17 protein-coding genes, 2 tRNA genes and 2 rRNA genes are annotated in these 25,579 nt (G+C 66.2%); 7 read left to right on the top strand and 14 right to left on the bottom strand.

Annotated elements, in window-relative coordinates; translation table 11 throughout:
• The first annotated feature begins 3 nt into the window (after window positions 1-3).
• From recJ to LRA87_RS09665, 7 genes are all read left to right on the top strand, one after another.
• Entirely contained in the window at window positions 4-1,758 is a 1,755-nt protein-coding gene (recJ, locus tag LRA87_RS09635; protein WP_230631137.1) for a single-stranded-DNA-specific exonuclease RecJ, read from the top strand.
• Between the two features lie 51 nt (window positions 1,759-1,809).
• A tRNA-Glu gene (locus LRA87_RS09640) sits at window positions 1,810-1,884 on the top strand.
• A 454-nt stretch (window positions 1,885-2,338) separates the two neighbouring features.
• Window positions 2,339-3,499: a hypothetical protein gene (locus LRA87_RS09645; protein ID WP_230631138.1), complete on the top strand. Its 1,161-nt coding sequence runs from the start codon at window positions 2,339-2,341 to the stop codon at window positions 3,497-3,499.
• A gap of 1,310 nt (window positions 3,500-4,809) precedes the next feature.
• Entirely contained in the window at window positions 4,810-5,121 is a 312-nt protein-coding gene (locus tag LRA87_RS09650) for a hypothetical protein (protein WP_230631139.1), read from the top strand.
• Between the two features lie 96 nt (window positions 5,122-5,217).
• Entirely contained in the window at window positions 5,218-7,680 is a 2,463-nt protein-coding gene (locus tag LRA87_RS09655) for a beta-galactosidase (RefSeq protein ID WP_230631140.1), read from the top strand.
• Window positions 7,681-7,920: 240 nt separating this feature from the next.
• Window positions 7,921-9,174, top strand: a complete 1,254-nt coding sequence (locus LRA87_RS09660) for an MFS transporter (RefSeq protein ID WP_230631141.1) — start codon at window positions 7,921-7,923, stop codon at window positions 9,172-9,174.
• A gap of 82 nt (window positions 9,175-9,256) precedes the next feature.
• Window positions 9,257-10,507, top strand: a complete 1,251-nt coding sequence (locus tag LRA87_RS09665; protein WP_230631142.1) for an arsenic transporter — start codon at window positions 9,257-9,259, stop codon at window positions 10,505-10,507.
• 110 nt (window positions 10,508-10,617) lie between these two features.
• Here the strand turns inward: LRA87_RS09665 and LRA87_RS09670 are convergent, their stop codons facing one another.
• The 14 genes from LRA87_RS09670 to LRA87_RS09735 form a co-directional block, all read right to left on the bottom strand.
• Window positions 10,618-14,442 carry a PAS domain-containing protein gene (locus LRA87_RS09670; RefSeq protein ID WP_230631143.1) on the bottom strand — a complete coding sequence of 1,275 codons (3,825 nt, stop codon included), beginning with the start codon at window positions 14,440-14,442 and terminating at the stop codon, window positions 10,618-10,620.
• 54 nt (window positions 14,443-14,496) lie between these two features.
• Window positions 14,497-14,961, bottom strand: a complete 465-nt coding sequence (locus LRA87_RS09675) for a DUF4126 domain-containing protein (RefSeq protein WP_230631144.1) — start codon at window positions 14,959-14,961, stop codon at window positions 14,497-14,499.
• Window positions 14,962-15,032: 71 nt separating this feature from the next.
• Window positions 15,033-15,623 (bottom strand): nodulation S family protein, encoded by a 591-nt coding sequence (locus LRA87_RS09680; RefSeq protein ID WP_230631145.1) that lies wholly within the window; start codon window positions 15,621-15,623, stop codon window positions 15,033-15,035.
• Window positions 15,620-16,270, bottom strand: a complete 651-nt coding sequence (locus tag LRA87_RS09685; protein WP_230631146.1) for a PIG-L deacetylase family protein — start codon at window positions 16,268-16,270, stop codon at window positions 15,620-15,622. The genes LRA87_RS09680 and LRA87_RS09685 overlap by 4 nt, the downstream gene beginning before the upstream one ends.
• Window positions 16,267-17,247: an acyl-CoA dehydrogenase gene (locus LRA87_RS09690; RefSeq protein WP_230631231.1), complete on the bottom strand. Its 981-nt coding sequence runs from the start codon at window positions 17,245-17,247 to the stop codon at window positions 16,267-16,269. The genes LRA87_RS09685 and LRA87_RS09690 overlap by 4 nt, the downstream gene beginning before the upstream one ends.
• Window positions 17,248-17,252: 5 nt before the next feature.
• The gene (locus tag LRA87_RS09695; RefSeq protein ID WP_230631147.1) at window positions 17,253-18,293 is read right to left on the bottom strand and encodes a glycosyltransferase; all 1,041 of its coding nucleotides are present in this window, start codon (window positions 18,291-18,293) and stop codon (window positions 17,253-17,255) included.
• Window positions 18,294-18,416: 123 nt separating this feature from the next.
• On the bottom strand, window positions 18,417-18,608 hold the full coding sequence (locus LRA87_RS09700) for a hypothetical protein (protein WP_230631148.1): 192 nt from the start codon (window positions 18,606-18,608) through the stop codon (window positions 18,417-18,419).
• Between the two features lie 85 nt (window positions 18,609-18,693).
• A complete protein-coding gene (locus LRA87_RS09705) occupies window positions 18,694-21,942 on the bottom strand; it encodes an efflux RND transporter permease subunit (RefSeq protein WP_230631149.1) in 3,249 nt (1,082 codons plus the stop codon).
• Entirely contained in the window at window positions 21,939-23,102 is a 1,164-nt protein-coding gene (locus LRA87_RS09710) for an efflux RND transporter periplasmic adaptor subunit (RefSeq protein ID WP_230631150.1), read from the bottom strand. Before LRA87_RS09710 ends, LRA87_RS09705 begins: the two co-directional genes overlap by 4 nt.
• On the bottom strand, window positions 23,099-24,361 hold the full coding sequence (locus LRA87_RS09715; RefSeq protein ID WP_230631151.1) for a TolC family protein: 1,263 nt from the start codon (window positions 24,359-24,361) through the stop codon (window positions 23,099-23,101). Before LRA87_RS09715 ends, LRA87_RS09710 begins: the two co-directional genes overlap by 4 nt.
• 48 nt (window positions 24,362-24,409) lie before the next feature.
• A complete protein-coding gene (locus LRA87_RS09720) occupies window positions 24,410-24,745 on the bottom strand; it encodes a hypothetical protein (protein WP_230631152.1) in 336 nt (111 codons plus the stop codon).
• A 173-nt stretch (window positions 24,746-24,918) separates the two neighbouring features.
• Window positions 24,919-24,995, bottom strand: a tRNA-Met gene (locus LRA87_RS09725).
• Window positions 24,996-25,147: 152 nt separating this feature from the next.
• Window positions 25,148-25,262, bottom strand: a 5S ribosomal RNA gene (gene rrf / locus LRA87_RS09730).
• A 211-nt stretch (window positions 25,263-25,473) separates the two neighbouring features.
• Window positions 25,474-25,579, bottom strand: a 23S ribosomal RNA gene (locus LRA87_RS09735); the annotation flags it as partial.

Genomic DNA, 25,579 nt, shown 5'->3' on the forward strand with positions numbered 1-25,579 from the left:
CGCATGCCCCCCGTTCTCGGCGTATCCCATTCGATCCTCGGCCAGCCATGGCGATGGCGCGCGCTTGCCGCCGATGCGCGCGACGGCTTCGGCGCGGACGACCTCGTCACCCAGCTGCTGCTCGCCCGCGGCGCCCCGCGCGAGGCGCTGGACCAGCACCGCCTGCCCTCGATCCGCGCGTTCATGCCGGACCCCTCGATCTTCCGCGACATGGATCGCGCCGCGGCAAGGCTGGCGGACGCGGTACAATCCGGCGAGCGCGTCGCCGTCTTCGGCGATTACGACGTCGACGGCGCCACATCGGCGGCGCTGCTGATCCTGATCCTGCGCGATCTGGGGATCGAGGCGCGCGCCTACATCCCCGATCGCCTGCTGGAGGGCTATGGCCCGTCGGGCGAGGCGCTGGTCCGGCTGGCGAGCGAGGGCGCATCGCTGATCGTCACCGTCGATTGCGGCGCACAGGCGTTCGACGCGCTGGCGGCGGCGAGCGCGCATCCCGTCGACGTAGTCGTCGTCGACCATCACAAATGCGCCGCCACCCTGCCGATCGCGCACGCGCTGGTGAATCCCAACCGGCTGGACGAGGACGAGGGCGCGGCGCACGGCCACCTCGCCGCGGTCGGCGTCTGCTTCCTGCTCGCCGCCGCGCTGATCCGCACGCTGCGTGCCCGCGGTTTCTTCGCCGGGCGGCCCGAGCCCCGGCTGATCGATCACCTCGATATCGTCGCGCTCGGCACCGTCGCCGACGTCGCGCAATTGCGCGGCCTCAACCGCGCTTTTGTCGCGCAGGGGCTGAAGGTGATGGCGCAGCGTCGCAACCCCGGCCTCGCCGCGCTGATCACCGCATCCCGCCTGACGCGCGCACCGACATGCAGCGACCTCGGCTTCGCGCTCGGCCCGCGCATCAACGCCGGCGGGCGGGTCGGCCGCGCCGATCTGGGCGTCCGCCTGCTCACCACCCGCGATCCCGACGAGGCGCGCACGATCGCCGAGGAGCTCGACCGCCTGAACGAGGATCGCCGCATGATCGAGGGCGATGTGCAACAGGCGGCCGAAGCCAGCGCCCCGAACGACCGCCGCGTCGTGGTGGTGGCGGGCGACGGATGGCATCCCGGCGTCATCGGCATCGTCGCCGGGCGGCTGAAGGAGAAACTGGGCCGCCCCGCGATCGTCATCGCGATCGACGCGCATGGCATCGGCAAGGGATCGGGCCGGTCGATCGCCGGCGTCGACCTGGGCGCGGCGGTGCTCGCCGCGAAGGAACACGGCCTGCTGATCGCCGGCGGCGGCCATGCGATGGCCGCGGGCCTGACGATCGCCGCCGATCAGGTGCAGGCCTTCGCCGCCTTTCTGGAGGAACGGCTCGCGGCCGGCATCGATCGCGCGATGGGGGATCGCGCCCTGCTGGTCGATGCGGTGCTGGCGCCCGGCGGGATCACTCCCGCGCTGGTCGAATCGCTCGATGTCGGCGGCCCCTATGGCATGGGCTGGCCGGCACCGCGCATCGCGGTCGGCCCCGCGCGGATCATCAAGTCGGACATCGTCGGCAACGGCCACGTCCGCGCGATCGTGGCGGGCGACGATGGCCGCAGCTTCAAGGCCGTCGCCTTTCGCGCCGCCGATAGCGCGCTCGGCCAGGCGCTGCTGGGCGCCGCGCCGCACCGCAAGCTGTGGCTCGCGGGACGCGCGAAGATCGACGATTGGGGCAGCCGCCCCGCCGCCGAATTGCATCTGGAGGACGCCGCATGGGCAAATTGATGCGAACGCCCCTTGACCGATCGCCGACCCTCTTCTAGCAGCACCCCCGCTGGCCCCTTCGTCTAGCGGTTAGGACGCGGCCCTTTCACGGCTGAAGCACGGGTTCGATTCCCGTAGGGGTCACCACGCTGTAGTTTTCGATAACTTGGCGTGGTGACTGACAGCAAAATCTCACAGTATTATCTCATACCCTTTCGAGGTGGAAACGTTACCCGACGCCGGCCCGAAGCGGTCGCGTGTCTACCGGTAGCGGGCTATTATTCGTTGATGGATAAGCCCCCACGCAATCCGGTCTGGTCTAGAGACGAGCTAACCCTTGCACTCGATCTGCACGTAAACACGAGTGGGAATCCGACTGCCAAGGACGACGCTGCGTTAGAGCGACCGTCTACTGTTTTCTACACGAGGCATCGTGTACGCCGATTGCATCTTCGAACTCGTTGAACCGCGAAGTCGCTATGCCTTGCGGCGTGTGAACGTCTCCAGCCCTGTCGCGTCGGTGAAATGGACCAGAATGCCATTGCCACTGCAATAGTTCTGATTATGGTGCGGCTACTACCCTAATTAAGGAAAGACAAAAGTGGACTTACCGCTCTTCCGGTTTATCGAACCAGATGTTGGTGTCTATCTTTATTATGCCGGTCGCGACCGTAAATACATGCGAATAAGTCAGGCAGAGTCCGCAATTTTCTTGGACTTGCCCGGCCTAGCTACTGATCCCGACACATTTTCAACGGAAGGAACAATGACCCGCGCTTTAAATCGTGCTGATGCCACGAAACGGTATTTACGCGATCCGACCAGTAATCCACGTCCTCTCGCAACGACAAGTTATAGCGAAAACGTACCGGAGGTCGATGGTCGACTCAATCAGTCTTTTATAGCAGATTTGAGCAACCTGCGAACCATGTTCGTGGACATGAAGGTCGGCGACGTTGTTATAATGACGCCGAGTAACCATTATGATCCGCTTTTGATCGGGGAGGTAAAAACTCGGTGGAACGATAACGAAGTCCTTCACCTTCCGGAACAGGGAGAGAATGCTGTTCCATACCGCTCCGTTAATTGGCTTTCGCATAGCCTTAGTCGGAGAGATTTTCCTGTTCAAGTAGCTAGACGACTTCAGAACAGGAAAGCAATCACGCGAATTGATGAAACTTACTACGAAAGTATATTTAGGTTCCTATACCATGCCTATGTATGGGGAAATATATCGAAATTAGATATATTCGGACCACAGTACAACTCTAACGATCCTACTGCCACAGCGGAAGCATCGTTTATAGTTAAGTATGCAATTGCATACTACTCTGCATTTGCAAAAGGTGAAGTCGATCTCTTTAACGATTTGAGCCTAGAAGATGCGGCTGATGCATACTTCGATCCAGAAATTGCGCTTCAGGTTGCGCAGGCATTTGGATCACCGGGCGGATATGTTGCTAAATTGATAGGATCGGGCGCTGCCATAGCTGTAGCAATGGTAATTGCGACTACCCTTAGCAGTGAAGCCAACGACCCCGCAGCGGTTCATCAGCAAGTCACCGCACAAGCGACAGAGGTTACAAGCGGGCACAGGTTTGATGTGGGAATCGATCTTTCCGCACTCGGAAATTCATTTCGCGCAGGTAAGACCGCGGAAATACGGGTCAAATATGGACGGCCAGCCCGTGCAAAGCTAGGAATGACGCTTCATGGCAACCGTGCCCCGGAACTGTCAGCTACTCAACGAGTCGTGCGCTAATGATGAAGCCAACAATCGCGATATGTAGTTTTGTCTTATTAGCAATTATAGTTTTATTTGTGGCACGACCCTCAGTTAGGTCGTCCTTTTTTAGATATATATCCCGCGACAATATGCCAATTTGGCTCTCTGTACTGCTCGCGGCAAGTGCTGCGGTCGGCACTTATATTGTGGCCCCGATCTTAAACCAAGATTTTGAATTTCAAAAAAACAGGTCCGCGCACCTACTACAGACCGTATCAGAACTAAATAAGCTTAGCGTCGATTTGGCTGTCGATGTTCGACAGTATAATGAAAGCTTATTCTATGGCAAAGAATCGCTAACTGAAAGACGAGGCGCTTTGCTCGATAAAATTACTGAGTTACAGTGGCGGCTTATGGACGTAAACGTGATTATTGATAGGGCAGGTGGAAACGTAAAGTCAGTATCTACATTGACCGTTAAGTTAGACAGGCTTCGATCTGTCGTCATGGAAGCAAAGAGTCCCGAGGATCAGGAGCTTGTAATAGCGTCCTCGATCGAAGTGGCATCGGCGAGCAGGTCATGCGTGATAGAACTGTATAAAGCAGCTAATCTTGACGTTAATTAGGTGCGTCGATTGAGTATCTGATTCTGGGTTTGTCTGACCGGGGTTAGATTCATCAGGGGAAGGTCGGTGGGCAGCAAGGAAACTGACTAGAAGGGGCGCTGTGGGCCGAAAACAGCGGTCGGCTAGTTTGACTAGTTTCGGACGCGGAATCGTTCAGGCAGACCGTTATAGCGGCTTTGGCCCCATAAGCTGAATGCTAGCGACAGGGATATGCATTTGAAGCCTTCTCCGGTTCTGACAGCGGATTCAGATCGACCAAAACCGGTCGGTTTGGATACGCCGCCGATATGAAGCCGCTATCGAGCGCTGCGCCCTATCGCTAGGTCAATGTCGCAACTGACCGGTCTTCGATACCGGCGCGCGCGGCATCGCGTCACAATCCGTCATTTGCGATCTAGTATCGTGCGGTTTGACATGATCCACTGCTTGAGACGGAAATCCCCTTGTCAGGCTACTCGGTGCATTCTCGGCTGAGTGTCGTCGTAGTGCACAATGCTGGACCGAACGCGACAGGTCTGATGCAACGTATCGGGATACCGGCACCCGGCTTACCAGCAGGAATGCCTCCAGCGCCTGGTGGCGGATTCCGCTTCGCGACAGTGATACAAAAGTATCGGATCGGCCGCTCTGAAGCCAAGCGCCTGGCGGATCGTTGGCCTCTCTGGAACGAACGCCCCTGCGCGATGACGCGGCGATGGCGATCGGCGAGAGGAGAGATCGATGACCCTGTCGATGGAGAAGCAGAAGCGCCTGCACTTCGATGTGATGAACGTGGGCCTGCGCGCGCAGGCGACTGCGATCGGGCTGGTGCAATTGTGCATCGAGCTGCGCAACGCGAACGTGCTGGACGAACCGGCGCTGGAGCGGATCAAGGATGCGATCGCCAACGAAGTCTCGGTCGCGGCGCCGCGGCGGACATCGCTGCAAACGTATCGTGACGAGATCAAGGTCAGGCTGGACCAGCTGTTCGGCGGCGAGCAGCAGGTCGGGTCGGCCGAGGCGCTGTCGTTCGGCGCACAGCCGGACCCGTAGGCTCGCGTCCGCGATCAGGCACTTGCGCGTTCGGTCCTGCTGGTTATTGTCGGACATAACAGGTAATTACGCCGCACAGGAGCAGGATCGCACATCATGGTGGATACCCGACGCTGGACCATCATCGCGGCGCTGTCGGCAGCGGTCGCGCAGCCCTCCGCTGCGGATACGTTGCATGTCGATGCGCGCGGCAAGGTGCCGACGCCGGAGACGGGTTATCTGAAGCTCGGCACCGCCCGCGCGCCCGATGGCGCCACGATCGGCATCAACAGCCAGTATCTGACGCTGGACGGCAAGCCGTGGTTGCCGGTGATGGGCGAGTTCCACTACGTCCGCACGCCGGCGGACGAATGGGATGCCGAGCTGGCGAAGATCAAGGCATCGGGGGTCGACATCGTCGCGACCTATCTGATGTGGAACTACCACGAGGAAACGGAGGGGCGTTTCGACTGGTCCGGCGATCGCGATCTGCGCGCCTTCGTCGCGGCGGCGGGGCGGCACGGGCTGAAGGTGTTCCTGAGACTGGGGCCGTGGGTGCATGCCGAGGTGCGCTATGGCGGCATTCCGGACTGGGTGGTCCGGTCGATGCCGACGCGGAGCGACGACCCGGCCTATCTGCGCCACGTCGAGCGGTTCTGGGCACAGGCGCGGGCGCAGGTCGGCGGCCTGCTGTGGAAGGATGGCGGCCCGGTGATCGGCATCCAGATCGAGAACGAATACAATCTGCGCGGGCCCCGGCAGGGCGCCGGGCATATCGCCACGCTGAAGGCGATGGCGGTCCGGCTCGGCTTCGACGTGCCGCTGTATACGGTGACCGGCTGGGATGCGACGGTGTACCCGCGTCGCGAGGTGGCGCCGGTGTTCGGCGGCTATCCGGACGAACCGTGGGCGAAGACGGCGAAGGTGCTGGCGCCGAAGGAGACCTATGCGTTTCGCTTCGGCAGCCGGGTGAGCGGCGATCTCGGCGCGCAGACGCGCGGGGGGCGGACCGGCGATGCGGACGGCGACCTCGCGCACACGCCGTTCCTGGGGGCCGAATACGGCGGCGGCATCCCGACGATGTACCGGCGGCGGCCGGTGATGCAGCCGGACGACATCGCCGCGATGCTGCCGGTGCAGCTCGGTTCCGGCGTCAACCTGTACGGTTATTACATGTATCACGGCGGCCGCAACGCGATCGGCGCCACCACGTTGCAGGAACAGACCGCGATCGGCGGATACAACGACCTGCCGATCGTGGATTACGACTTTCAGGCGCCGTTCGGGCAATATGGCGCGGCCAATCCGGTGCTGCCGGCGATCCGGCCGTTTCACCTGTTCCTGCAGGAATGGGGTGGCGCGCTGGCGCCGATGGCGGTGCGCAAGCCCGATGTGGTGCCGGCCGGGCCCGGCGATCTCGCCACGCCGCGGTTCGCGGTGCGCAGCGCGGGGGACCAGGCGTTCCTGTTCTACAACAGTCACATCCGTCAGTATCCCGCCGCCGTGCAGCGCGGCGTCCGCTTCGCGGTGGATTTGCCGCGGGGGCGGGTGACATTTCCCGCGACCCCGATCGACATTCCGGCGGGGCGCTATTTCATCTGGCCGATCGACCTGCCGCTGGGCGAGACGGGGGCGCGTGTCGCGTGGGCGACGGCGCAGCCGCTGACCGGCATCGCCACGCCGCAGGGCCATGTCACCGTGCTGCACGCGGTGCCGGGGATTCCGGTCAGCCTGGCCATCACCGCGGCGCGGGTGCGTGCCGGCGGTGCGCGTGTCCGGCAGGAAGGCGAAACCTTCATCGTCGAGGGGCTTACGCCCGGAACGCGTGCGATCGTCGAGGTCGTCGACCGGCAGGGCCGCAGCGAACGGATCCTGATCCTGACGCAGGATCAGGCGCGGCAGGTGAGCAAGGTCGGGATCGCCGGTGCCGAACGGCTGGTCATGACCGGTCACGAGATCGCGCCGACCGCGGACGGCCTTCATCTCGTGTCGCGGGGCAGTCCGGCCTTCTCGTTCGCGATGCTCCCCGCGGCGGCGGGCACGACCGCCAGCCTGCCCTTGAGCCGGGGCGATGCCGATGGCCTGTTCGTCCGCTACCGCGCGACGGCGCGTGCCCGGCGGGACACGGTGACCGTCACGCCGCTGCGCGATGCGGGCACCGCGCCGCCCGTCCGCATCGGCGGCCCGGCACAGGCGGCGGTCGAACCCTATCCGGAAAGCTTCGCGGCATCGGCGGCATGGTCGCTGGCGGTGCCCCCCGCCCCGCCCGCAACCGAGGACCGGCGACTGGTCGTGCGCTGGACGGGCGATATCGGCCGGTTGTTCGTCGGCAGCACGCTGATCGACGACCGCTATTACGACAGCCGCGCCTGGCAGGTGAACCTGCGCCGCTTCGACGCCTCTCTGCGCCAGCCGTTGACCCTGTCGATCCTGCCGTTGCGCAAGGATGCGCCGGTCTATCTCGATACGCCGGCGACCGTCGTCGTCGGGAATGCGGAGCAGCGCGCAACGCTGGATTCGGTTCGGGTCGAGACCGATTACGGTCTGGACGTCCGGTTCGGGGGGCCGACGCAGCGCTGAGCGCGGTGCCCGGCGGGACGGCACAGTCGGCCCGGTTCGGAACCAACGCACGATCCGCGCGGTTGTGCGCCGCCATCGCCGGAGTTGATCATGACACTCGACGTATAGACGTCCCGGCGATGACCCCGGCGACACGCATCGTAAACCGGACCTGAACGGCCCGGTTCAGGTTGCCGGCGCCGGCGTACCGTATCGCACCGCCGCGCCACGTCGTGCGCGCCCCCAAGCTGGAGAGACGTCATGGCATCAGCGGCGATCACGCCCGATACGACCGGGCCGTCCGGCAAACGACATACGCCGGCCAAAACGCTGGATGCCCTCAACTTCTTCCTGGCCGATGTCCGCGACGGTCTTGGACCGTATCTCGCGATCTATCTGCTGGTCGTGCGCGGTCCGTCGCACGGCTGGAACGAGGCGACGGTAGGACTGGTCCTGACCATCGCCGGCATCGTCGGCCTGCTGTCGCAAACGCCGGCAGGCGGCCTGATCGATCGTGCGGGGAACAAGCCGCGGATCGTCATCGCCGCCGCCTTGCTGGTCACGCTGGGCAGCCTGTCGCTGCCGCTCGTCTCCGGCTTCACGATGGTGACGATCACCCAGTCGATCGCCGCGGCGGCCGGCGCCATCTTCGCGCCCGCGATCTCCGCCATCACGCTGGGACTGGTCGGGCCGAAGCTGTTCGCGAAGCGGGTCGGCCGGAACGAGGCGTTCAACCATGCCGGTAACGCGGTATCGGCCGGACTGGCCGGCGTGCTCGCCTGGTCGTTCGGACCCGTGGTCGTGTTCTGGCTAATGGCCGCGCTGACCGTCGCCAGCATCGTCGTCTCGATGCGGCTGAACAACGACGACATCGACAATGCCGTCGCCCGCGGCCTCGACTGCGAACCGGACGAAGGCTGCGAGGAACCGAGCGGCTGGAAGACGTTGATCGAGAACCGGCCGCTGATGATCTTCGCGGCAGCAGCCTTCACATTCCATCTGGCGAATGCGGCGATGCTGACCTCGGTCAGCCAGCTGCTCGGCCGCACCGTCGGCACGGACAAGGCGACGTCGCTGACCGCAGCCTGCATCGTCGCGGCGCAGCTGGTGATGGTGCCGGTCGCGATCGTCGTCGGCCGCAACACCGAACGTTGGGGCACCAAGCCGATCTTCCTCGTGGCATTCGGCTTCCTCGCCGCACGCGGCGCGCTCTATACGGTGTCGAACGATCCATGGTGGCTGGTCGGCGTACAGGCGCTCGACGGCATCGGCGCCGGGATCTTCGGTGCGTTGTTCCCGGTGATCGTCGCCGATCTCACCCGAGGGACCGGCCGGTTCAACGTCAGCCAGGGCGTCGTGTCCAGCGTCTTCGGCCTCGGTGCGGCGCTGTCCGCGACGCTGGCGGGATCGATCATCGTCTGGGCGGGATACAGCGCCGGCTTCCTGACGCTTGCCGGCATCGCCGCCGCCGGTTTCGTCCTGTACCTCGTCGCCATGCCGGACACACACGCTTGAGCCGGTCGGCGACACCGATGCCGGCGCTTGCCGGCGTCGAGCCCCCGCACCGCGCGCAGCCCCGCCCGGACGGGACGCCGCGATGATCCTCGCCACCGGGGCGACATGGGCGATCTGCGCCGCCTCGACCGCCGCCGTGATCGCGCGGCCGTTCCGCTGGCCGGAAGCGATCTGGGCGGTCGCGGGTGCGGCGGCGCTGCTGCTGTCCGGCCTGATCCCCGTGTCTGCCGCGGCCGGTGCGATCGCCAAGGGGCTGGACGTCTATCTGTTCCTCATCGGCATGATGCTGTTGAGCGAGGTGGCCCGTGCCGAAGGCCTGTTCGACTGGATCGCGGCAAGCGCGGCGATCCACGCGCGGGGATCGACCGCACGTCTGTTCGCACTGGTCTACGTCACCGGCATCGTCACCACGACGTTCCTGTCGAACGATGCCACCGCGGTGGTGCTGACACCGGCCGTATATGCGGCGGCGAAGAAGGCGAAGGCAGACCCCCTGCCCCTGCTGTTCGCCTGCGCATTGATCGCCAACGCGGCGAGTTTCGTCCTGCCGATCTCCAACCCCGCCAATCTGGTCCTGTACGGCGGCAGGATGCCCCCGCTCGGGCAGTGGTTCGCCTCGTTCGCGCTGCCGTCGCTGGCATCGATCGCCGTCACCTTTCTCGTGCTGCGCCGGCTCGAGCGCAAACGGCTGGCGGGGAATTGCATCAGCGAGGTCGAACGGACACCGCTGACCAGAGGGGGCAAGGCCGCCTTCATCGGCATCGTCGCCACCGCTATCGTCCTGCTGGTGGCGTCCGCATGCGACATCCAGCTCGGGCTGCCCACCGCGATCGCGGGTGTCGTCACGGCGCTGACGGTCTGCGCCATCGCCCGCTCGTCGCCGGTGTCGCTGCTGCGCGACGTCTCGTGGAGCGTCCTGCCGCTCGTCGCCGGGCTGTTCGTTCTGGTCGAGGCGCTGAACATCACCGGCGTGATCGGTGGGATCGCCGATGCGATCCGCATCGCGTCGGCCGACCCGGTACAGGCATCGGCGGTTTCGGGCACGATCCTGGCGTTCGCATCGAACCTGATGAACAACCTGCCCGCCGGCCTCGTCGCCAGTACCGCGGTTGCGCAGGCGCAGCCGCCGCAACTGGTGGTCGACGGCCTGCTGATCGGCGTCGATCTCGGCCCCAATCTGTCGATCACCGGGTCGCTTGCGACGATCCTGTGGCTGCAGGCGATCCGGCGCGAGGGGCAGGATATCGACTTCAGGCAGTTCCTGCGGGTCGGCGCCGTCGCGATGCCGCTGGCGCTGATCGCAGCCCTTGGCGTGCGCATCGCGCTCGGCTGACGGTGAGTACGACCAGGACTGCACCATGGCCGATATCATGGGCGTCGGCGCTTGCCGGCTCCGCCAGGGCGAGGGCTAGGGCCAGGGCCGCCGGTGGTCTCGTCACGACGTCAAGCGTCGGCGGGACGGCTGACCTCCATCAGGCCCGCCGACAGGTCCGATAGCCGGAACGGCTTGACCAGCCGCGGCAGGTCCGGTGCGATTCCCTCCACTTCGGCATATCCCGACACGATCAACACACGGCAGCGCGGTAGCCGCGCCACAATGACCCGCGCCAGTTCCGTACCGTTCATTCCCGGCATCAGATGATCGGTGACCAGCAGATCGGGCACCAGCCCATCGTCAAGCCGCCGGATCGCGTCTTCGGCAGATACTGCCTCGACCACCGTATAGCCAAGATCGGACAGCATGTCGGCGGTGCTGTTGCGCACCAGATCCTCGTCGTCGACGACCAGCACACACCCGGCGCGACGTTCGGGCGGGCGTCCGGTCGTGGCGGCGTCCGTCGTCTCCGGTCCGCGTGGCACCTCTTGCGTGCTCGGCAGCCATAGCTCGACGGTCGTCCCCGATCCGACGCTGCTGTCGACGGTCAGCGCGCCGCCGAGCTGCGCGGCCAGTCCATGCACCATCGACAGCCCCAGACCGGTGCCCTTGCCGATGCCCTTGGTCGAGAAGAACGGCTCGACTGCGCGTCGCAGCGTGTCCGCGTCCATCCCAATGCCGGTATCGGATACCGACAGCACCACGTACCGGCCGGGCGTGACGCCCGTGCGATGCGCGCCGGCCACGTCCGCCGTCCGCGCGGCGATACGCAGCCGCCCGCCGTCCGGCATGGCATCGCGCGCGTTCACGCTGAGATTCAGCAGCGCCATTTCGAGCTGGTTCTGATCGGCGAGCGCCGCCGGCAGGCCGTCGGCGACATCCCATTCGACCCGGACCCTTGGCCCCGACGTACTCGCAACCAGATCTGCCATCCCCGTCACCAGCAGCCCGATATCGACCGCATGGGGGCGGAGCGGCTGGCGTCGGGCGAACGCCAGCAGCCGCTGCACCAGCGTCCGGGCACGCTCGGCCGACTGGATCGCGCCGGCGATCAGCCGCTGTTCGCGCTCGCCGCCCAGCCCCTTGCGCTGGAGGAGATCGAGGCTGCCGACGATCGGCGTCAGGAGATTGTTGAAATCATGTGCGACGCCGCCGGTCAGGCTGCCCATCGCCTCCATCTTCTGGCTTTGCCGCAGGGCCTCATGCGTCGCTGCGAGGTCCTGCTCGGCCCGCAGCCGGTCGGTGATGTCCGTCGCCATGTGAAACGCGCCGATGATCCGGCCGCTCTCGTCGCGCAGCGGCGTGTAGGTGATTTCCCACGACGGCTGGCCCAGTTCGGGGCGGCCGAATGCCGCAATCACGGTAAACCGCTCCCCCGTCAGGGCCCGTGCCATCAATGCCCGCATGGTGACCCGCTGTTCGGGGATGAACAGATCGGGGAACACGTCGCCGATCTTCGAATCGAAGCCGTTTACGCGCCGGAATTCGACATTGTGCGCCGTGTTGAAGGCGATCATCCGGTATTCGGTGTCGAAGGCGCAGATCGGCGATGCCGTCGCCTCGACGATGTCGTGATAGCGGCGGATTTCCGTCGTCCGCTCCGACACCTGCTGTTCCAGCGTTTCGTTGAGGCCGCGCAACGCATCCTCCGCCGCCTTGCGCGCGCTGATGTCGTTGAACAGGAGGGCGACGCGATTGCTGCCCGCGGCGCCGACGCGGAAGGCATGGACGTCGAACCAGCGTCCCATCGCCGCCGATCCGTTTTCGAACCGGATCGCCTCGCCGGTGGCAGCGACCCTGCCGTAGGTATCGAACCAGTGTTGTTCGAGATCGGGGACGAGCGATCCGACCCAGCGGCCGGCGGCGCCGACCAGACCGGTCTGGCGTTCGAAGGCGGGATTGACCTCCTCGAAGCGATAATCGACCGGGCGGTCACCGTCGAACTTCATCTCGATCACGCAGAAGCCGACATCCACCGCCTCGAACAATGTCCGATAGCGGGCCTCGCTTTCGCGCAGCCGCGCCTCTGCGCCGACACGCTGGACGTGCGCCCAGCAGCGTTCGACCACGGTTTCGACCAGCTCGATCTCGCCCGTGCGCCACTGGCGGGGACGATCCTGATGCACCGCCATCATCGCGACCAGTCGCCCGTCCTTCACCAGCGGACAGCAGACGATCGCGCCGATGCCGATCGACAGGAACATGTCGCGGCCATCGGCGACGGCAAGCTCGCCCGCGACGTCCCGCACCACCAGTGTGCGCCCGTTGTGCATATCCGCGACCGCGCGCGAGCCGAAGAGGTCGAGGCTGTAGATGCCCGCCGAACTCTCGATCCCGGGGGCGACATAATCGTCGCGGATGATGAAGCGGTCGTTGTCGGCGTCCACATCCGCATAGGCGCAGCGGGAGGCGCCGAGATCCCGCGCCAGCAGTCCGGCGGCGGCGAGCATCGCGTCCGGCGCGTCGCTCGCCGCCTGCAACACCTCGTCGAGCGCCCGGGTGAAGCGCAACCGCTTTTCGCTCGCACGCAGCGCCTCGTCCCGTCGCCGGCGTTCGGACACGTCGATGGCGGTGCCGATTACCCGGATACAGGTGCCGTCGGCATCGAACATGCCCCGCCCCTTCGCGGCGACCCAGCGGACGACGCCGTCCTCGCGCCCGATAGTGCGATATTCGACGTCATATTGCGAGCGACGGCCGGGATCGCAGGCGGCCGCGAACGCCGCCATGGTCGCGTCGCGATCCTCGGGATGCACGCCCTCGTAATAATCCTGCATCGACACCGGCGCATCGTCCGAAATGCCGAACATGCGCTTTACGATCGGTGGCCAGATCAGGATGTCGTTCACCACGTCGACATCCCAGAAGCCGACCTCTGCCGCCTGCGTCGCGAGCCGCAGCCGTTCCTCGCTCATCGCCAGTGCGGCTCGACCCGCCTGCCGCTCCGACATATCGAGCATCGCGCCGATCATGCGGAGCGGGCGGCCGGCATCGTCGCGGATGACATGCCCGCGATCGAGCACCGTCGCGTAACTGCCATCGGCGCGGCGGAACCGGTATTCGTCGCTCCAGCTGGCGGCGACGCCGTCGATCGCCGCATGAATGCCGGCATCGATACGACTGCGGTCGTCGGGGTGGATATGGTCCAGCCACCAGTCGCCGTTCGGCCGGACATCCGCCAGCGCATGCCCGTAGCTGACCGCCAGCGCCTCGTTCCACGTCACGTGACCGGTCGCGAAATTCCAGTCCCAGATCGCATCGTTGGTGGCCTGGGCGACCAGTCGGTAGCGTTCCTCGACCTGGTGCAATGCCGTCTCGACCGCCTCGCGGTCGGCGACCGCCTGCGCGATCTCGTCTGCACGGAACGCCGCCTCGCGCAGCGCCTTGCGCAGTTCGAGCTGGGTCATCACCTGTCGGGCGAGGACGTCGAGCACGCGCCGCTGATGGTCGGTGATACCCGCAGGTCGCGGCGCGCGATCGAGCACGCAGACCGTGCCGATGGGCAGTCCCGACGCGCTGCGCAACAAGGCACCGGCGTAAAAGCGCAGTCCGTCGTCCGGGATCACCAGCGGATTGGCGGCGAACCGTTCGTCCGCGCGCAGATCGGGCACCACCAGCATGTCGCCCTGCAGGATCGCATGGACGCAGATCGACACGTCGAGCGGCAGTTCCCGTGCGCCGATCCCGATTTCCGCCTTGAACCACTGGCGATCGGCCGCGACGAAATTGACGACGGCGATCGGCGCGTCGAACGTCTCGCTCAGCAGGCAGGCGATATCGTCGAAGTCCGCCTCGGCAGGCGTGTCGAGGATCGCGTAGGATTCGAGCGCGGCGATCCGGGGGTCGGCCGCCGACGGCGGCGTGTCGGCGTTGGGGCGATCGTTCGCGTTCATAGAGCCGGGATAGCAGCGATGGCGTGGGGAGCCAGCCGAAATCCGGCGCGTCCGTCAGGTCCTGCCGGTGATCAACTTCGGGTTGGCGAGGGCGAGGCCGCTGCCGAATACGAGCGCATCCTCGACGAAGCCGCTGGCGGTCTGGCCGAAACGCCGCATCGCCCATTTTCGGGCGGCGAGGCCGGCGTAGGACGATGCCAGCGCCGCGCCGACCGCGAGCGTCGCGCCCAGCACCCGCTGGTCGCGTGGCGCCAGCGCGGCGCCGGCGTAGGCGGCGGTGACGCCGCGCACGACCAGTCCGATCGGGACGGTGCGGTCGGGCGCGGTCTTCATCTTGTCGCCCGCCATCTCCGCCGCGGCGAACGCCGCGGTCCCGGCGGCGACCAGCGGATGCAGCATGAGCGTCTGGAGCGGCAGGTCCGCCGCGATCTCCTTGCGGCGCGAGGCCGTTGCGATCACCGCCAGCGGCGTGATCCCCCGTTGCCCGGCGACCAGCCCGATGAGAAGCGAACGTAACATGATGATATCCTTCGATGCGGCATCATGAATGCATCACGCCCGCCTTCGATCCTCCGGATGCGGCGCTTTCTTTATTCGACGGCCGGGCGCGCGAGCCGGGCGGAGACGACTTCCCAGCGTGCCGTGGAGCGCACGACGCGGGCATGCCAGCGCGATCCGGACCGGTCGAGAAACCGGCGGTTGATGCCGCGGGCATGCTGCGCGAAATCGTAGAAGTCGATCTTGTGATGCGCGAGGATCAGGCATCCGCCGGGACGCAGGGCCGTCGCCGCCATCCGTGCGACCGAGGCCATCACGCGAGGCGACAGGTAATACAGGATCTCCGCCACCACGATGGCGTCGTAGACCGGACGCGGCGGCAGCGCCGGCAGGGCGAGAACGGATGCCTGCGCACGCGGCCATCGCACGAGCGCCCCGGCAGTGAGCCGCGTCCCCTCCGGCGTGCCCTCGGTGGCGTCGAGACGCAGCGCGCGCGGTGCGATGGCGACGCTGTTGGAGCCATTGCCGCTGGCGAGTTCGAGAACACGGCCGATCGGCCCCGGGCCCAGACCATGGAGGATCGCCGCGCGCTTCACCGCCTCGTCGTGGCTGGTGAACGTGCGCCAAGGGTCCGCATCGGCGGCGAATTTGTCGTCGAAACCGACGAGATCGATCGCCGTCATCGCATCGCCTCGACGAATGCCTCGACCGGATGGGCGAACGCCGCCAGTTCGTGCGGTGCGATCGAAAAGCCGGCGGGATCGTCGCGGATCGCGCCCAGCTGCGTCCGGTGAACCGCGATCAGCGATCGCTTCGCCATGCAGCCGCCCGGCACACGGACATACCGGGTCCTTGCCCGTTCACGGCCACGGGCGGGCCAGACCTGATAACTCAGCCTGCGCGACGCGGACCGCACCGTCCGCAGCGCACGCGCGACCGCCCGATGATCGGGATGCGCATCCGTCATCGCCGGACCGACGATCAGATCGGCCCGCATGGCGAGGGCGATATTCCGGAGCCGACGTCGACAGGTCGTGGCATGATCATGCACCGCGCCGTCCGGCAGTCCCAAGAACCGGACGCCACCGGCGAACACCCCGAGACGGCGCAGCGCGCGCAGGCTTTCGCGCCGCCGTTCCGCGATCAGCCTGCCACGCGGCCAGCGGCGGCTGCCGGGATGCGAGGCGGCGCCGTCGGACACGATCACGACGGCGACGTGGCTGCCCCTCGCCTTCAGCACCGCGATCAGGGCGGCGGCGGCGATGACCTCGTCGTCGGGATGCGGCGCCACGATCAGCGCGTGCCGGACACCGGCGAGCGGCAATCTCACAGCGCCGGCACCAGAAGTCCGTCGCGAACCGCCCGTCCGACGCGCAGCCGCTGCGCATCCGGTGCCGGCTGCCGCAGGTAGACGGCGAGATCGGCCAGCATCGCGGACAGCGGATGCGCGACGAACTGTCCGGCCAGCCCGACCGCATTCTGCGCCACCGCCATCGCGCGTTCCGCCATGTCGCTTACCGCCAGCCGCGCCGCCGCCACGCGCGCCAGACGCGCCTCCCCTTCGAGGTCGAACCCGTCGATCGCCGTGTGTCGCACCACCCCGGCCGCCGCATCCGCAAGCCAGAACAATTCGGCAAGTCGCGCGGCCTGAAAAGGATCGTCGGCACGGCCGGTCGCGACGAGATGGTCCCGGGTGCGATCGAACAGCCCGGCGATCCCGCCGGCATGAACCGCGACGAAGCGCAAGGCACCACCGCTGAAGAACGGTTCGCGCGCGTATACGTCTGGGCCGCCGATACGGGATTCCGGCGACACCATCGCATCGAGCCAGCGTACCTGATGCGTCGCCGATCGCTGCATGCCCGTTGTCCGCCACCAGCCGCGATCGATCGCGGGCGGTGTGGTGCCGAGATCGATCAGCAGCAACCGGGTTCCGTCATCGGCCTGCGCCGTCACGAGCGCATGCGTGAGCACGCCGGCGCCGGAAGCATAGCTCTTGCCGCCATGCAGCCGCCTGCCAGAGAGGATCAGCGGCTCATCAGTCAGACCGGCGTTCCAGACGCCGAGCATCGCGCCGTCGGCGAGCGCGCGACGAAGCTGCCCGACCTGCCCGGCATCGCCATGGCGCATGACGATCTGGACGGCATCGACGTGCCCCTCCAGCAACCGCCCAAGCGGCAGGTCGTGTCGTCCCATGGCGTAGAGCGGCCTCAACACCGCGAGCGCGTCCGCCGGCGTCTGCGGATCGCGCGCCGGCGTGCGATGCCAATCGTGCGAGCGGATCGCATCGCGCAACAGCGTCGTCATGTCGATCACGCCGCCACCTCGCACCATCCGTCTTCCAGCGCCGCCAACGCCGCCTCGGCCTCGTCGAGCGCCACCAGATGTCCGGCCATCGGCGGCGCGGGCACGATGCGCATCGCGAAGGCTTCTGCAGTCGGGCAGTCCCGCGAAACGCCGAGGACATGGTCCCCGCTCAGCCCGATGAATGCACCCAGCGTCGCACGGACCGCCGCATCGTCGATGCCGGCGTAGCTGCGACGCGCCATCGCCTGCGCCAGTGCCTGCCACGCGGCGCCATCGGGATGCGCGACGCGCTGCACCTCTCCGCCATCCAGCGATCGCAGGGCGCCCGCCAGCCCACCGCGCGCCCGGCCGTCACGCCGCGACGAGGTGTGGACGATCATCGCGGCGTCCCGACGGACCCGGAAGCCGGCACGGGCGGCGTCGTCCAGCAACGTCGCATCCTCCGCCGACGGCAACGGGCGAAAGCCGCCGATCTCCTGGTAGACCCCTGCCCGCATCGCCATGTTGGCGCCGCCCCCGAAATGATGTGTCGCATCCGCCTCCCACGGCACCGGATCGATCCGCCGGCGATACGCATGGAGGCGATCGTAATATCGCTCGATCCGCGTCTGGTCCCGGTCCCTCGTACCATCCTGCCGCAGGATCAGCCCGGCGACGACGTCCGCGACCCGCAGCGCGGCTGCACCTGCCGAAATCCAGTCCGGTGCGGGCTGGCTGTCGGCGTCGGTGGTGAACAACAGCGCGTTTCCCGATGCCGTCAGCGTCAGGCCGAACGTCATTGCCGCGCGCCGGGCTCGCCCCGCATTCGGTTCCGGATGGTCCTCACCGATCATGACATGGACCCGGCCCGGCAGCGTCGCGGCCGCGTCCCGAAGCAGCGCCTCGCCGGCATCGTCGCGGCCGTCCAGATAGAAGCAGAACGCTGTTCGCCGGGCGCCGACCTGCAGTTGCGTCAGGCTTTGCAGCAAAGCCGGCAACATCCTCTGCTCGCGACGCGCCGGTATGCAGACGATGGCAGGCAGTTCGAAATCCAGAGCGGCCTCCATCCATCAGCACGCCGGGAGCCGGTGCCGTCGCCGGTATCCCCCAGCTTAACGCATGATAGACGTCAGACCAGCGCCGAAGCGACTGACTTGATGCAGATTTAGCTGATTGGACCGGTGCGCGGATCAACTGGGATGTGCGGCCGCCTCCGCCGCGGCCTCGCCATCCTGCATATCCGCACGGAAGTCGGCATCGTCGGCCGCGAGCGTCATCTGCTCATACGCGACTTCGAGATCGGCGACGCCGGATCCCGTCGGCTGGATCGGCAGGTCGGCCAGCGTTGCTGGCGGCGCGGCGTCGACGGGTCGGTCGGTCATATAGCTCTCCTGATTGTCCGTACCGAACGCATGGCGCCTGCAAAACGCCGCATCGATCGCTGCTGCCGGCGCGGCGATCCGAGCGTCAGGGCGCCGCGACGGCGGGCGGAATGGCCGTCCCGTCTTGCCGCCATCGCCGTGCCGCCGGGGTCAGGCGGGACGCCCATGCCGTGATCGCGGGGAGCACCAGCAAGGTCAGCGCGGTCGAGGTGATGAGACCACCGATGACCACGGTCGCCAGAGGCCGCTGAACCTCCGCTCCGGTGCCGGTCGCCAACGCCATCGGCACGAAACCCAGACTGGCCACCAGCGCGGTCATCAGGACCGGACGCACGCGCTCCATCGCACCGTCGGCGATGGCCTGATCCTCGTCCTCGCCATCCGCCCGGTGCTGGCGGATCGCGCTCATCATCACGAGGCCGTTGAGGACCGCGACCCCGGACAAGGCGATAAAGCCGACCGCTGCCGTGATCGAGAACGGGATACCGCGCAGCAGCAACGCGAACACGCCGCCCGCCAGAGCCATAGGCACCGCGCTGAAGACGATCAGCGCCGGCACGAAGCCGCCGAGCGCGACATAGAGCAGCGCGTAGACCGCGAGGAAACAGATCGGCACGACGATGGTGAGCCGTAAACGGGCCGATTGCAGGCTTTCGAACGTGCCGCCCCATGCCGTGAACATGCCGGGCGGGAGCTGCATCCTGGCGATCTTCGCCTGCGCCTCCGCAACGAACCCGCCGAGGTCCCGTCCGCGCACGTTGACCTGGACGATCACCATACGCTTGCCATTCTCGCGGCTGATCTGGTTCAGCCCTTCGGTGTAGCTGAACCGGGCGACCTCCCGGAGCGGAATCGAGCGGGCGATCTGGCCATCGGTAGCCGGCAGCATGACGGGGATCGATCCCAGCACATCGACATCGTCGCGCTGCGCGTCGGGCAGTCTGACCACGACCGAGAAGCGGCGATCGCCCTCGAACAGCAACCCGGCCTCGCGACCGCCGAGCGCAGCCGATACGGTGTTCGCCACCTCCTCGACGGTGAGCCCGTATCGGCCGACTGCCTGCCGGTCGATCTTCACGTCGAAGGTCGGTGCGCCGTCCGTCTGTTCCGCGCTCACGTCGGCCGCTCCGGGAATTCCACCAACCGCCGCGGCGATCCGCCGGGCCTGTTGCGTCATCTGTTCCAGGTCGTCGCCATAGAGCTTGATCGCGACATCGGACCGAACGCCGGCGATCAGTTCGTTGAACCGCATCTGGATCGGTTGCTGGATTTCCGTCCGGTTGCCGATCAGCGGCTTCATGCGCGCTTCGATCCGGCGCAGGATGTCGGCCTTGCTGTGGACATCCGCCGGCCATTCGCTTTCGGGTTTGGGAATGACATAGGTATCGGAGGCGTTGGGCGGCATCGGATCCGTGCCGAGATCGGCATTGCCGTTCTTGGAAAAGACCAGCGCCACCTCGGGCAGTGTCTTCAGCGCATCCTCGATCCGGAGCTGCATCTGCGTCGATTGATCGATCGAGACGGACGGTACGCGGAAGTTGGTGACGGTGATGTCCTTCTCGTCGAGTTGCGGCATGAACTCTTCGCCGAGCAAGCCGAAGCACAGCACCGCCATGGCGAACACGCCGACCCCGCCCAGAATGAAGGGCATGGGGCGACGGATGGCGGTGGCGAGCGCCGGAGCATATCGGGCCTTGAACCAGCGGATCGGCCGCACCTCCACCTCGCTGACACGCCCAGTGACGACGATCGCCAGCATCGCCGGCACGAAGGTGAGCGACAGCACGAACGCGGAGGCGAGCGCCAGCATCAGGGTGATCGCCATCGGCGAGAAGGTCTTGCCCTCGACGCCCTGGAAGGTGAGCAGCGGTACGAAGACGAGGAAGATGATGAGCTGGCCGAACACGGTCGGCCGTATCATCTCCCGTGCCGATGCGGTCGTCACCGCCAGACGCTCCGACAGCGTGAGCAGGCGGCCCTCTGCGTGCTGCCGCTCTGCGAAATGGCGCAGCGCGTTCTCGACGATGATGACCGCACCATCGACGATCAGCCCGAAATCGAGCGCACCAAGGCTCATCAGGTTACCGGACACGGCCAGCCCGTTCATCCCCGCCGCGGTCATCAGCATGGTGATCGGGATCACGGCCGCGGTGATCAGCGCGGCGCGCACGTTGCCGAGCAGCAGGAACAGCACGACGATGACGAGGAGCGCGCCTTCGATCAGGTTCTTTTCGACGGTCGCGATCGTCGCGTTCACCAGCTTCGACCGGTTGTAGACGGGTTCGGCGAACACATCCGGCGGCAACGTCCGGTTGATCAGGGTCAGCTTCTCGCCCACGCTGGTCGCGACGATCCGGCTGTTCTCGCCGACGAGCATCAGCACGGTCGATATGACCGCCTCCGCGCCCATCCGGCTGCCGGAACCGGTACGCACCGCACCGCCGATCACGACCTGCCCGACGTCCTTCACCCGGACCGGGACACCGGCGCGGGTCGCGACGACCGCCTGCTCGATGTCGTCGATCGACTTCAGGCGGGCATCGGCGCGGACCAGAAAGCTCTCACCGGCGCGCCGGACGTAATTCGATCCGGCGGACAGGTTGGCGCGCTCGAGAGCGTCCGCCAATGCGGGGATCGAGAGGCCATAGGCGGCAAGCGCGTTGAGGTTCGGTTCGACCAGATATTGTTTGACGTAGCCGCCGTTCGAATCGACGCCGGCGACGCCCTTCACGGTCCGCATTTGCGGCCGGATGATCCAGTCCTGCACGGTGCGCAGATAGGCTGCCTTGGCCAGTTTGGTCGTCAGTCGCGCACCTTCGGGCGTCAGATAGCTGCCGTCCGACTGCCAGCCGGGCCTGCCGTCGACGATCGGCACGCCCTTGCCGTCGGGATGGCGAAAGGCCACCGAATAGAAGAATATCTCGCCGAGACCGGTGCTGAGCGGCGAAAGATTGGGTTGCACGCCAGCGGGAAGGCTTTCCGTTGCCTGCGCCAGACGTTCGGTCACCTGCGCGCGGGCGAAATAGATGTCGGTGGCGTCGGTGAAGACGGCCGTTACTTGGCTGAAGCCGTTGCGCGAGAGCGACCGCGTGATTTCGAGGCCGGGTATGCCGGCCAGCGCCGTCTCGATCGGGAACGTCACCTGCTTCTCGATGTCGACCGGCCCCAGCGTCGGGGCGAAGGTACTGATCTGCACCTGTCGATTGGTGACGTCGGGGACGGCGTCGATCGGCAATCTGGTGATCTGCCACGCACCGAAACCGATGACGAGCAGCGTGAGGAAGGCGATCAGCCAGCGCATGCGCACGGAGGCCGAAAGGATGCGGTCGATCATTCCTCGCCTCCCGCATTCTTCTCCAGTTCGGCCTTCAACAGGAAGGCATTGACGGTCGCGATCGGCGTGCCTGCGGCCAGCCCGCCGGCGATCGCGGCCATGCCACCCGACCGGCTGTCGATGCGGACCGGTCGAGCCTTGAAGCCGGTCGCCGTGCGGACGAAGACCACGCTTTGCTGCCCCAGAATCTGAACGGCCTCCTGCGGCACGACGATGCCATTACGCGCCGCCCCTGCGGTCGCGAAAATGCGTGCCTGAACGATCTGGCCCGGTGACAGAATGCCGGCCGCTGCAATCGGCGTTACCACGATGGTCGCGGCGCGGGACTGCGGATCGACCACGCCCGTCGATGCACGGACCCGCCCCTCGATCGTCCGGCCATCGCTGGTGGTCAGCGTCACCCGGTCACCGGCCCGGATGCGCGCGGCATCGGCAGGGGGTACGCTGGCGACGATCTGGAGACGGCGTGGATCGGCCACGCGGAACAGCTCGGTTTCCGCGGCGACGAACTGGCCGGGATGGGCACTCGCACGGGTCACCCGCCCCGCGACCGGACTGACGACCGCGACGGAACGACCATCCCCGGATACGCGCGCGGCACCTGCGGCGGCGCTGGCGCGACGTGCGTCGGCCCGGGCGACGGCGAGGCTGGCCTGCGCGGATTCGAAATCGGCGCGCGCGCTGACGCCCTGATCGAGTAGCGTGCGTTCGCGGGCAAGCTGTCGTGCGGCAAGCGTAACGCGCGCCGATGCTGCCTCGCGATCGGCCGTGATCTGCGACGCGTCGCGGCTTTCGACCAATGCGAGCGTCTGCCCGGCGCGGACGGGGTCGCCGATGTGCGACAGGATGCGCATTACGGTCCCTGGCGCGCGCGCGGTCAGGACCGCCTCGGCATCCGGCATCGCCTCTATCGTTGCGGAGGCGAGGATCGCGGCGGCGATGTCTCCGGTGTCGGCGGGGGCTATCGTGATCTGCGATGTCGCGATCGCCTGCGGCGTCATCGCGACCGAGTCCAGCGGGGCGAGTGGCGACGCCTCGACCGGCTTCGCGACGGATGGGGACGTCGAGGATTGGGTAAGGCGCGCGGCACCGAAACCGAGTGTAGCGGCGGCAACCAGCCCGATGGCGGCCCCGGCATAGAGGCGATGTCTGTCGGTCATTGGACCGGTTCTCCGGTGATGGTGAGACCCTGAAGACGGGCCAGGCCGGCGCGGGCGTCGAGCCGGGCGATCGCGGCGTCGAGGATGACGCCGCGCGCAGCGCCCAGATTATGACGCGCCGCCAGCAGTTCGATCAGCGGTGCCTTGCCCGCCTCATAGGCGATCCGCGCGAGCCGATATCCCTCGTTCGCGGTTCGCATCGCGCGGTCGGCGGCTGTCGCTCGCCGATCGGCGGCCTGAACCAGCGCGAGCGCGGCACGGGTGCCAGCCTCGGCATCGAGCCGGGCCGCCGCGGCCCTTGCCTCGGCGCCTTGCAAGTCCGCCTGCGCCGCGGCGATATTGCCGCGGTTGCGGTCGAACAACGGTAACGGGACCGAGAAGCCCGCGACGATCGCTGGCCCGCTGGCCGCCCGAAGCTGACGCACGCCGAATTGTCCGACGACATTGGGGGTCGCAAGCCGCTGTTGCACCGTGACCGCGCGGGCTACAGCCTCCCGCTCGGCCTCCGCGACGCGCACGATCGTCGTCTGCATCGGGTCGATCGGCCCTGTGACGGTGCGGGCATCGAGGCGATCGAGCAGCGATTCCGCAATGCCGGTGAACGCGGTCGACACGCCCGCCAGCGCCGACAGCCGGGCAAGTGCAGCGGTCTGCTGCGCGTGCGCCGTCTCGAGTTCCGCCTCGAGCGTGTTCAATTCGGTTTCGGCGTGCACCTGACGCAGGCGGGCTTCCTTGCCGGCGCCAACGAGAGCGCGTGCGACCTTCAGGTCCGCCGTCGCCTCCTCGACTTCGTCCTCGGCAAGACCGATCCGACGGTCGGCGATCTCGACACGTGCATAGGCCTGGGCCAGTTCCGTTGCATAGACGAGGCGTCCGTGCCGGCTGCGGGCGGTGGCGGCGGCGATACCGGCTTCACCCGCAGCGATACGTGCCGACCGCTTTCCGCCCAGTTCGAACGGTTGATCGATCTGCAACGTCGTCTGCTGCTGATCGCGCGCATTGCCTGTAAGGTCACCGACGAAATTCTCGGCATAGAGACTGATCGACGGATTTGGGCGAGCCCGCGCCTGCCCGGCAATGCCCCGCGCGCGTGCGACATCGGCTTCAAGGATCGCGACGTGAGGCGCGTCGCGCGTTTGATTCAGGAGTTGGGCAAACGGCGGCGCAGTCTGAGACCAGGCCGTGCCTGCGGAAGGCAGCGCCAAGAGGGTACCGGCGAGCGCGAACGCGCGACGCCGGCGAAATTGGCCGTTCATCATGATGGTCCTTCCAGGAAATGGGATGTCGGCGACCGGCGCCGGCGGATCTCAGTTCCTCGGAGGTCTCAACAGCGCGGCAGGGTCGACCCCGTTGCGGAAGGCTTGCGCCAGTGGCGACCAGTTCCGATCGACCATTGCGGTCGCGATCGGAAGAGCCAGCGGCCCCGTGATCGATACCCATTGGCCCATCGCATGGGCGAGAATATGGATCGGGGCATCCGGATCGCCCTGATCGGATGGCGCATGGTCGTGCTTGACCGAGGAGGCATGAATGGCATCGTCATCATGCACAATCGCACTGTGCCAGCCGGACACGGCAATGATCCCGAACAGCGCGATGACGACTAGAATGACGCCAGTAAAAGCAGAACGGGGCCGACGCATTGTCACCACGCGGAGCCTAGGCCCCATTCGGGGTCGCGGCAAGCGCATCCCGGCGCCCCGGCATTCATCATATCCGATTTCGACCGATACGGATGCTGGTGTTTGTCGACAGCGCTTGTACCCAAACGCACAAAAGCCCCGGACCGTGGGGTCTGGGGCTTTTGCGATACCGTTGGTTGCGGGGACAGGATTTGAACCTGTGACCTTCAGGTTATGAGCCTGACGAGCTACCGGGCTGCTCCACCCCGCGACGTGGTGCATCGAAGTGGTACTTCGATGCGGGTACGGTCTTTGGAGACGGCAACGCCCCCGCGTGTATGCGGGGGTGTCGGTGTCTGGTTGGACCAGATGACATGTGGATGGGTTCTCGAGCTTTGTATGTTTGTATCCGCCGGCTTCAATGCCTGGCGACGACCTACTCTTCCATCGCTTGAGCGATAGTACCATTGGCGCAGTCGGGTTTCACGGCCGAGTTCGGGATGGGATCGGGTGGGACACCGACGCTATAGCCACCAGGCAATGGAGCGGGCGGATACGACATGCACATCAAAGTGATACTTTGATGTGGTTTGGGCTTTATCCATCACAGCTTGCACTGTGATGGGTTCTAAAATCGATGCACCTTTGTGTGAAAATCACGAGGTTTTATATTCTGGCGTCGAGCATGTTCATCCACGCCTATCGCTGACGCTGGGTTGGACCCAGTGTTGTCATTGATGGTGTGAGACTCTCAAGCGCGAATAGGACAATTAGTATCGGTTAGCTCCATGCGTTACCGCACTTCCACATCCGATCTATCAAGGTCGTGGTCTCCGACCGTCCTAAGAAATCTTA

The sequence above is a fragment of the Sphingomonas sp. Leaf37 genome (genome assembly GCF_920939475.1).
In the GTDB taxonomy this organism is placed as follows: Bacteria; Pseudomonadota; Alphaproteobacteria; order Sphingomonadales; family Sphingomonadaceae; genus Sphingomonas.

Bases quoted from the DNA above. Each gene is read 5' to 3' on its own strand.
- LRA87_RS09680 (WP_230631145.1), bottom strand. From the start codon at position 15,623: ATGACGGCGATCGATCTCGTCGGTTTCGACGACAAATTCGCCGCCGAT.
- LRA87_RS09675 (WP_230631144.1), bottom strand. From the start codon at position 14,961: ATGTTACGTTCGCTTCTCATCGGGCTGGTCGCCGGGCAACGGGGGATC.
- LRA87_RS09650 (WP_230631139.1), top strand. From the start codon at position 4,810: ATGACCCTGTCGATGGAGAAGCAGAAGCGCCTGCACTTCGATGTGATG.
- LRA87_RS09670 (WP_230631143.1), bottom strand. From the start codon at position 14,442: ATGAACGCGAACGATCGCCCCAACGCCGACACGCCGCCGTCGGCGGCC.
- LRA87_RS09705 (WP_230631149.1), bottom strand. From the start codon at position 21,942: ATGATCGACCGCATCCTTTCGGCCTCCGTGCGCATGCGCTGGCTGATC.
- LRA87_RS09690 (WP_230631231.1), bottom strand. From the start codon at position 17,247: ATGACGACGCTGTTGCGCGATGCGATCCGCTCGCACGATTGGCATCGC.
- LRA87_RS09715 (WP_230631151.1), bottom strand. From the start codon at position 24,361: ATGATGAACGGCCAATTTCGCCGGCGTCGCGCGTTCGCGCTCGCCGGT.
- LRA87_RS09660 (WP_230631141.1), top strand. From the start codon at position 7,921: ATGGCATCAGCGGCGATCACGCCCGATACGACCGGGCCGTCCGGCAAA.
- LRA87_RS09720 (WP_230631152.1), bottom strand. From the start codon at position 24,745: ATGCGTCGGCCCCGTTCTGCTTTTACTGGCGTCATTCTAGTCGTCATC.
- recJ (WP_230631137.1), top strand. From the start codon at position 4: ATGCCCCCCGTTCTCGGCGTATCCCATTCGATCCTCGGCCAGCCATGG.
- LRA87_RS09710 (WP_230631150.1), bottom strand. From the start codon at position 23,102: ATGACCGACAGACATCGCCTCTATGCCGGGGCCGCCATCGGGCTGGTT.
- LRA87_RS09695 (WP_230631147.1), bottom strand. From the start codon at position 18,293: ATGGAGGCCGCTCTGGATTTCGAACTGCCTGCCATCGTCTGCATACCG.
- LRA87_RS09655 (WP_230631140.1), top strand. From the start codon at position 5,218: ATGGTGGATACCCGACGCTGGACCATCATCGCGGCGCTGTCGGCAGCG.
- LRA87_RS09665 (WP_230631142.1), top strand. From the start codon at position 9,257: ATGATCCTCGCCACCGGGGCGACATGGGCGATCTGCGCCGCCTCGACC.
- LRA87_RS09700 (WP_230631148.1), bottom strand. From the start codon at position 18,608: ATGACCGACCGACCCGTCGACGCCGCGCCGCCAGCAACGCTGGCCGAC.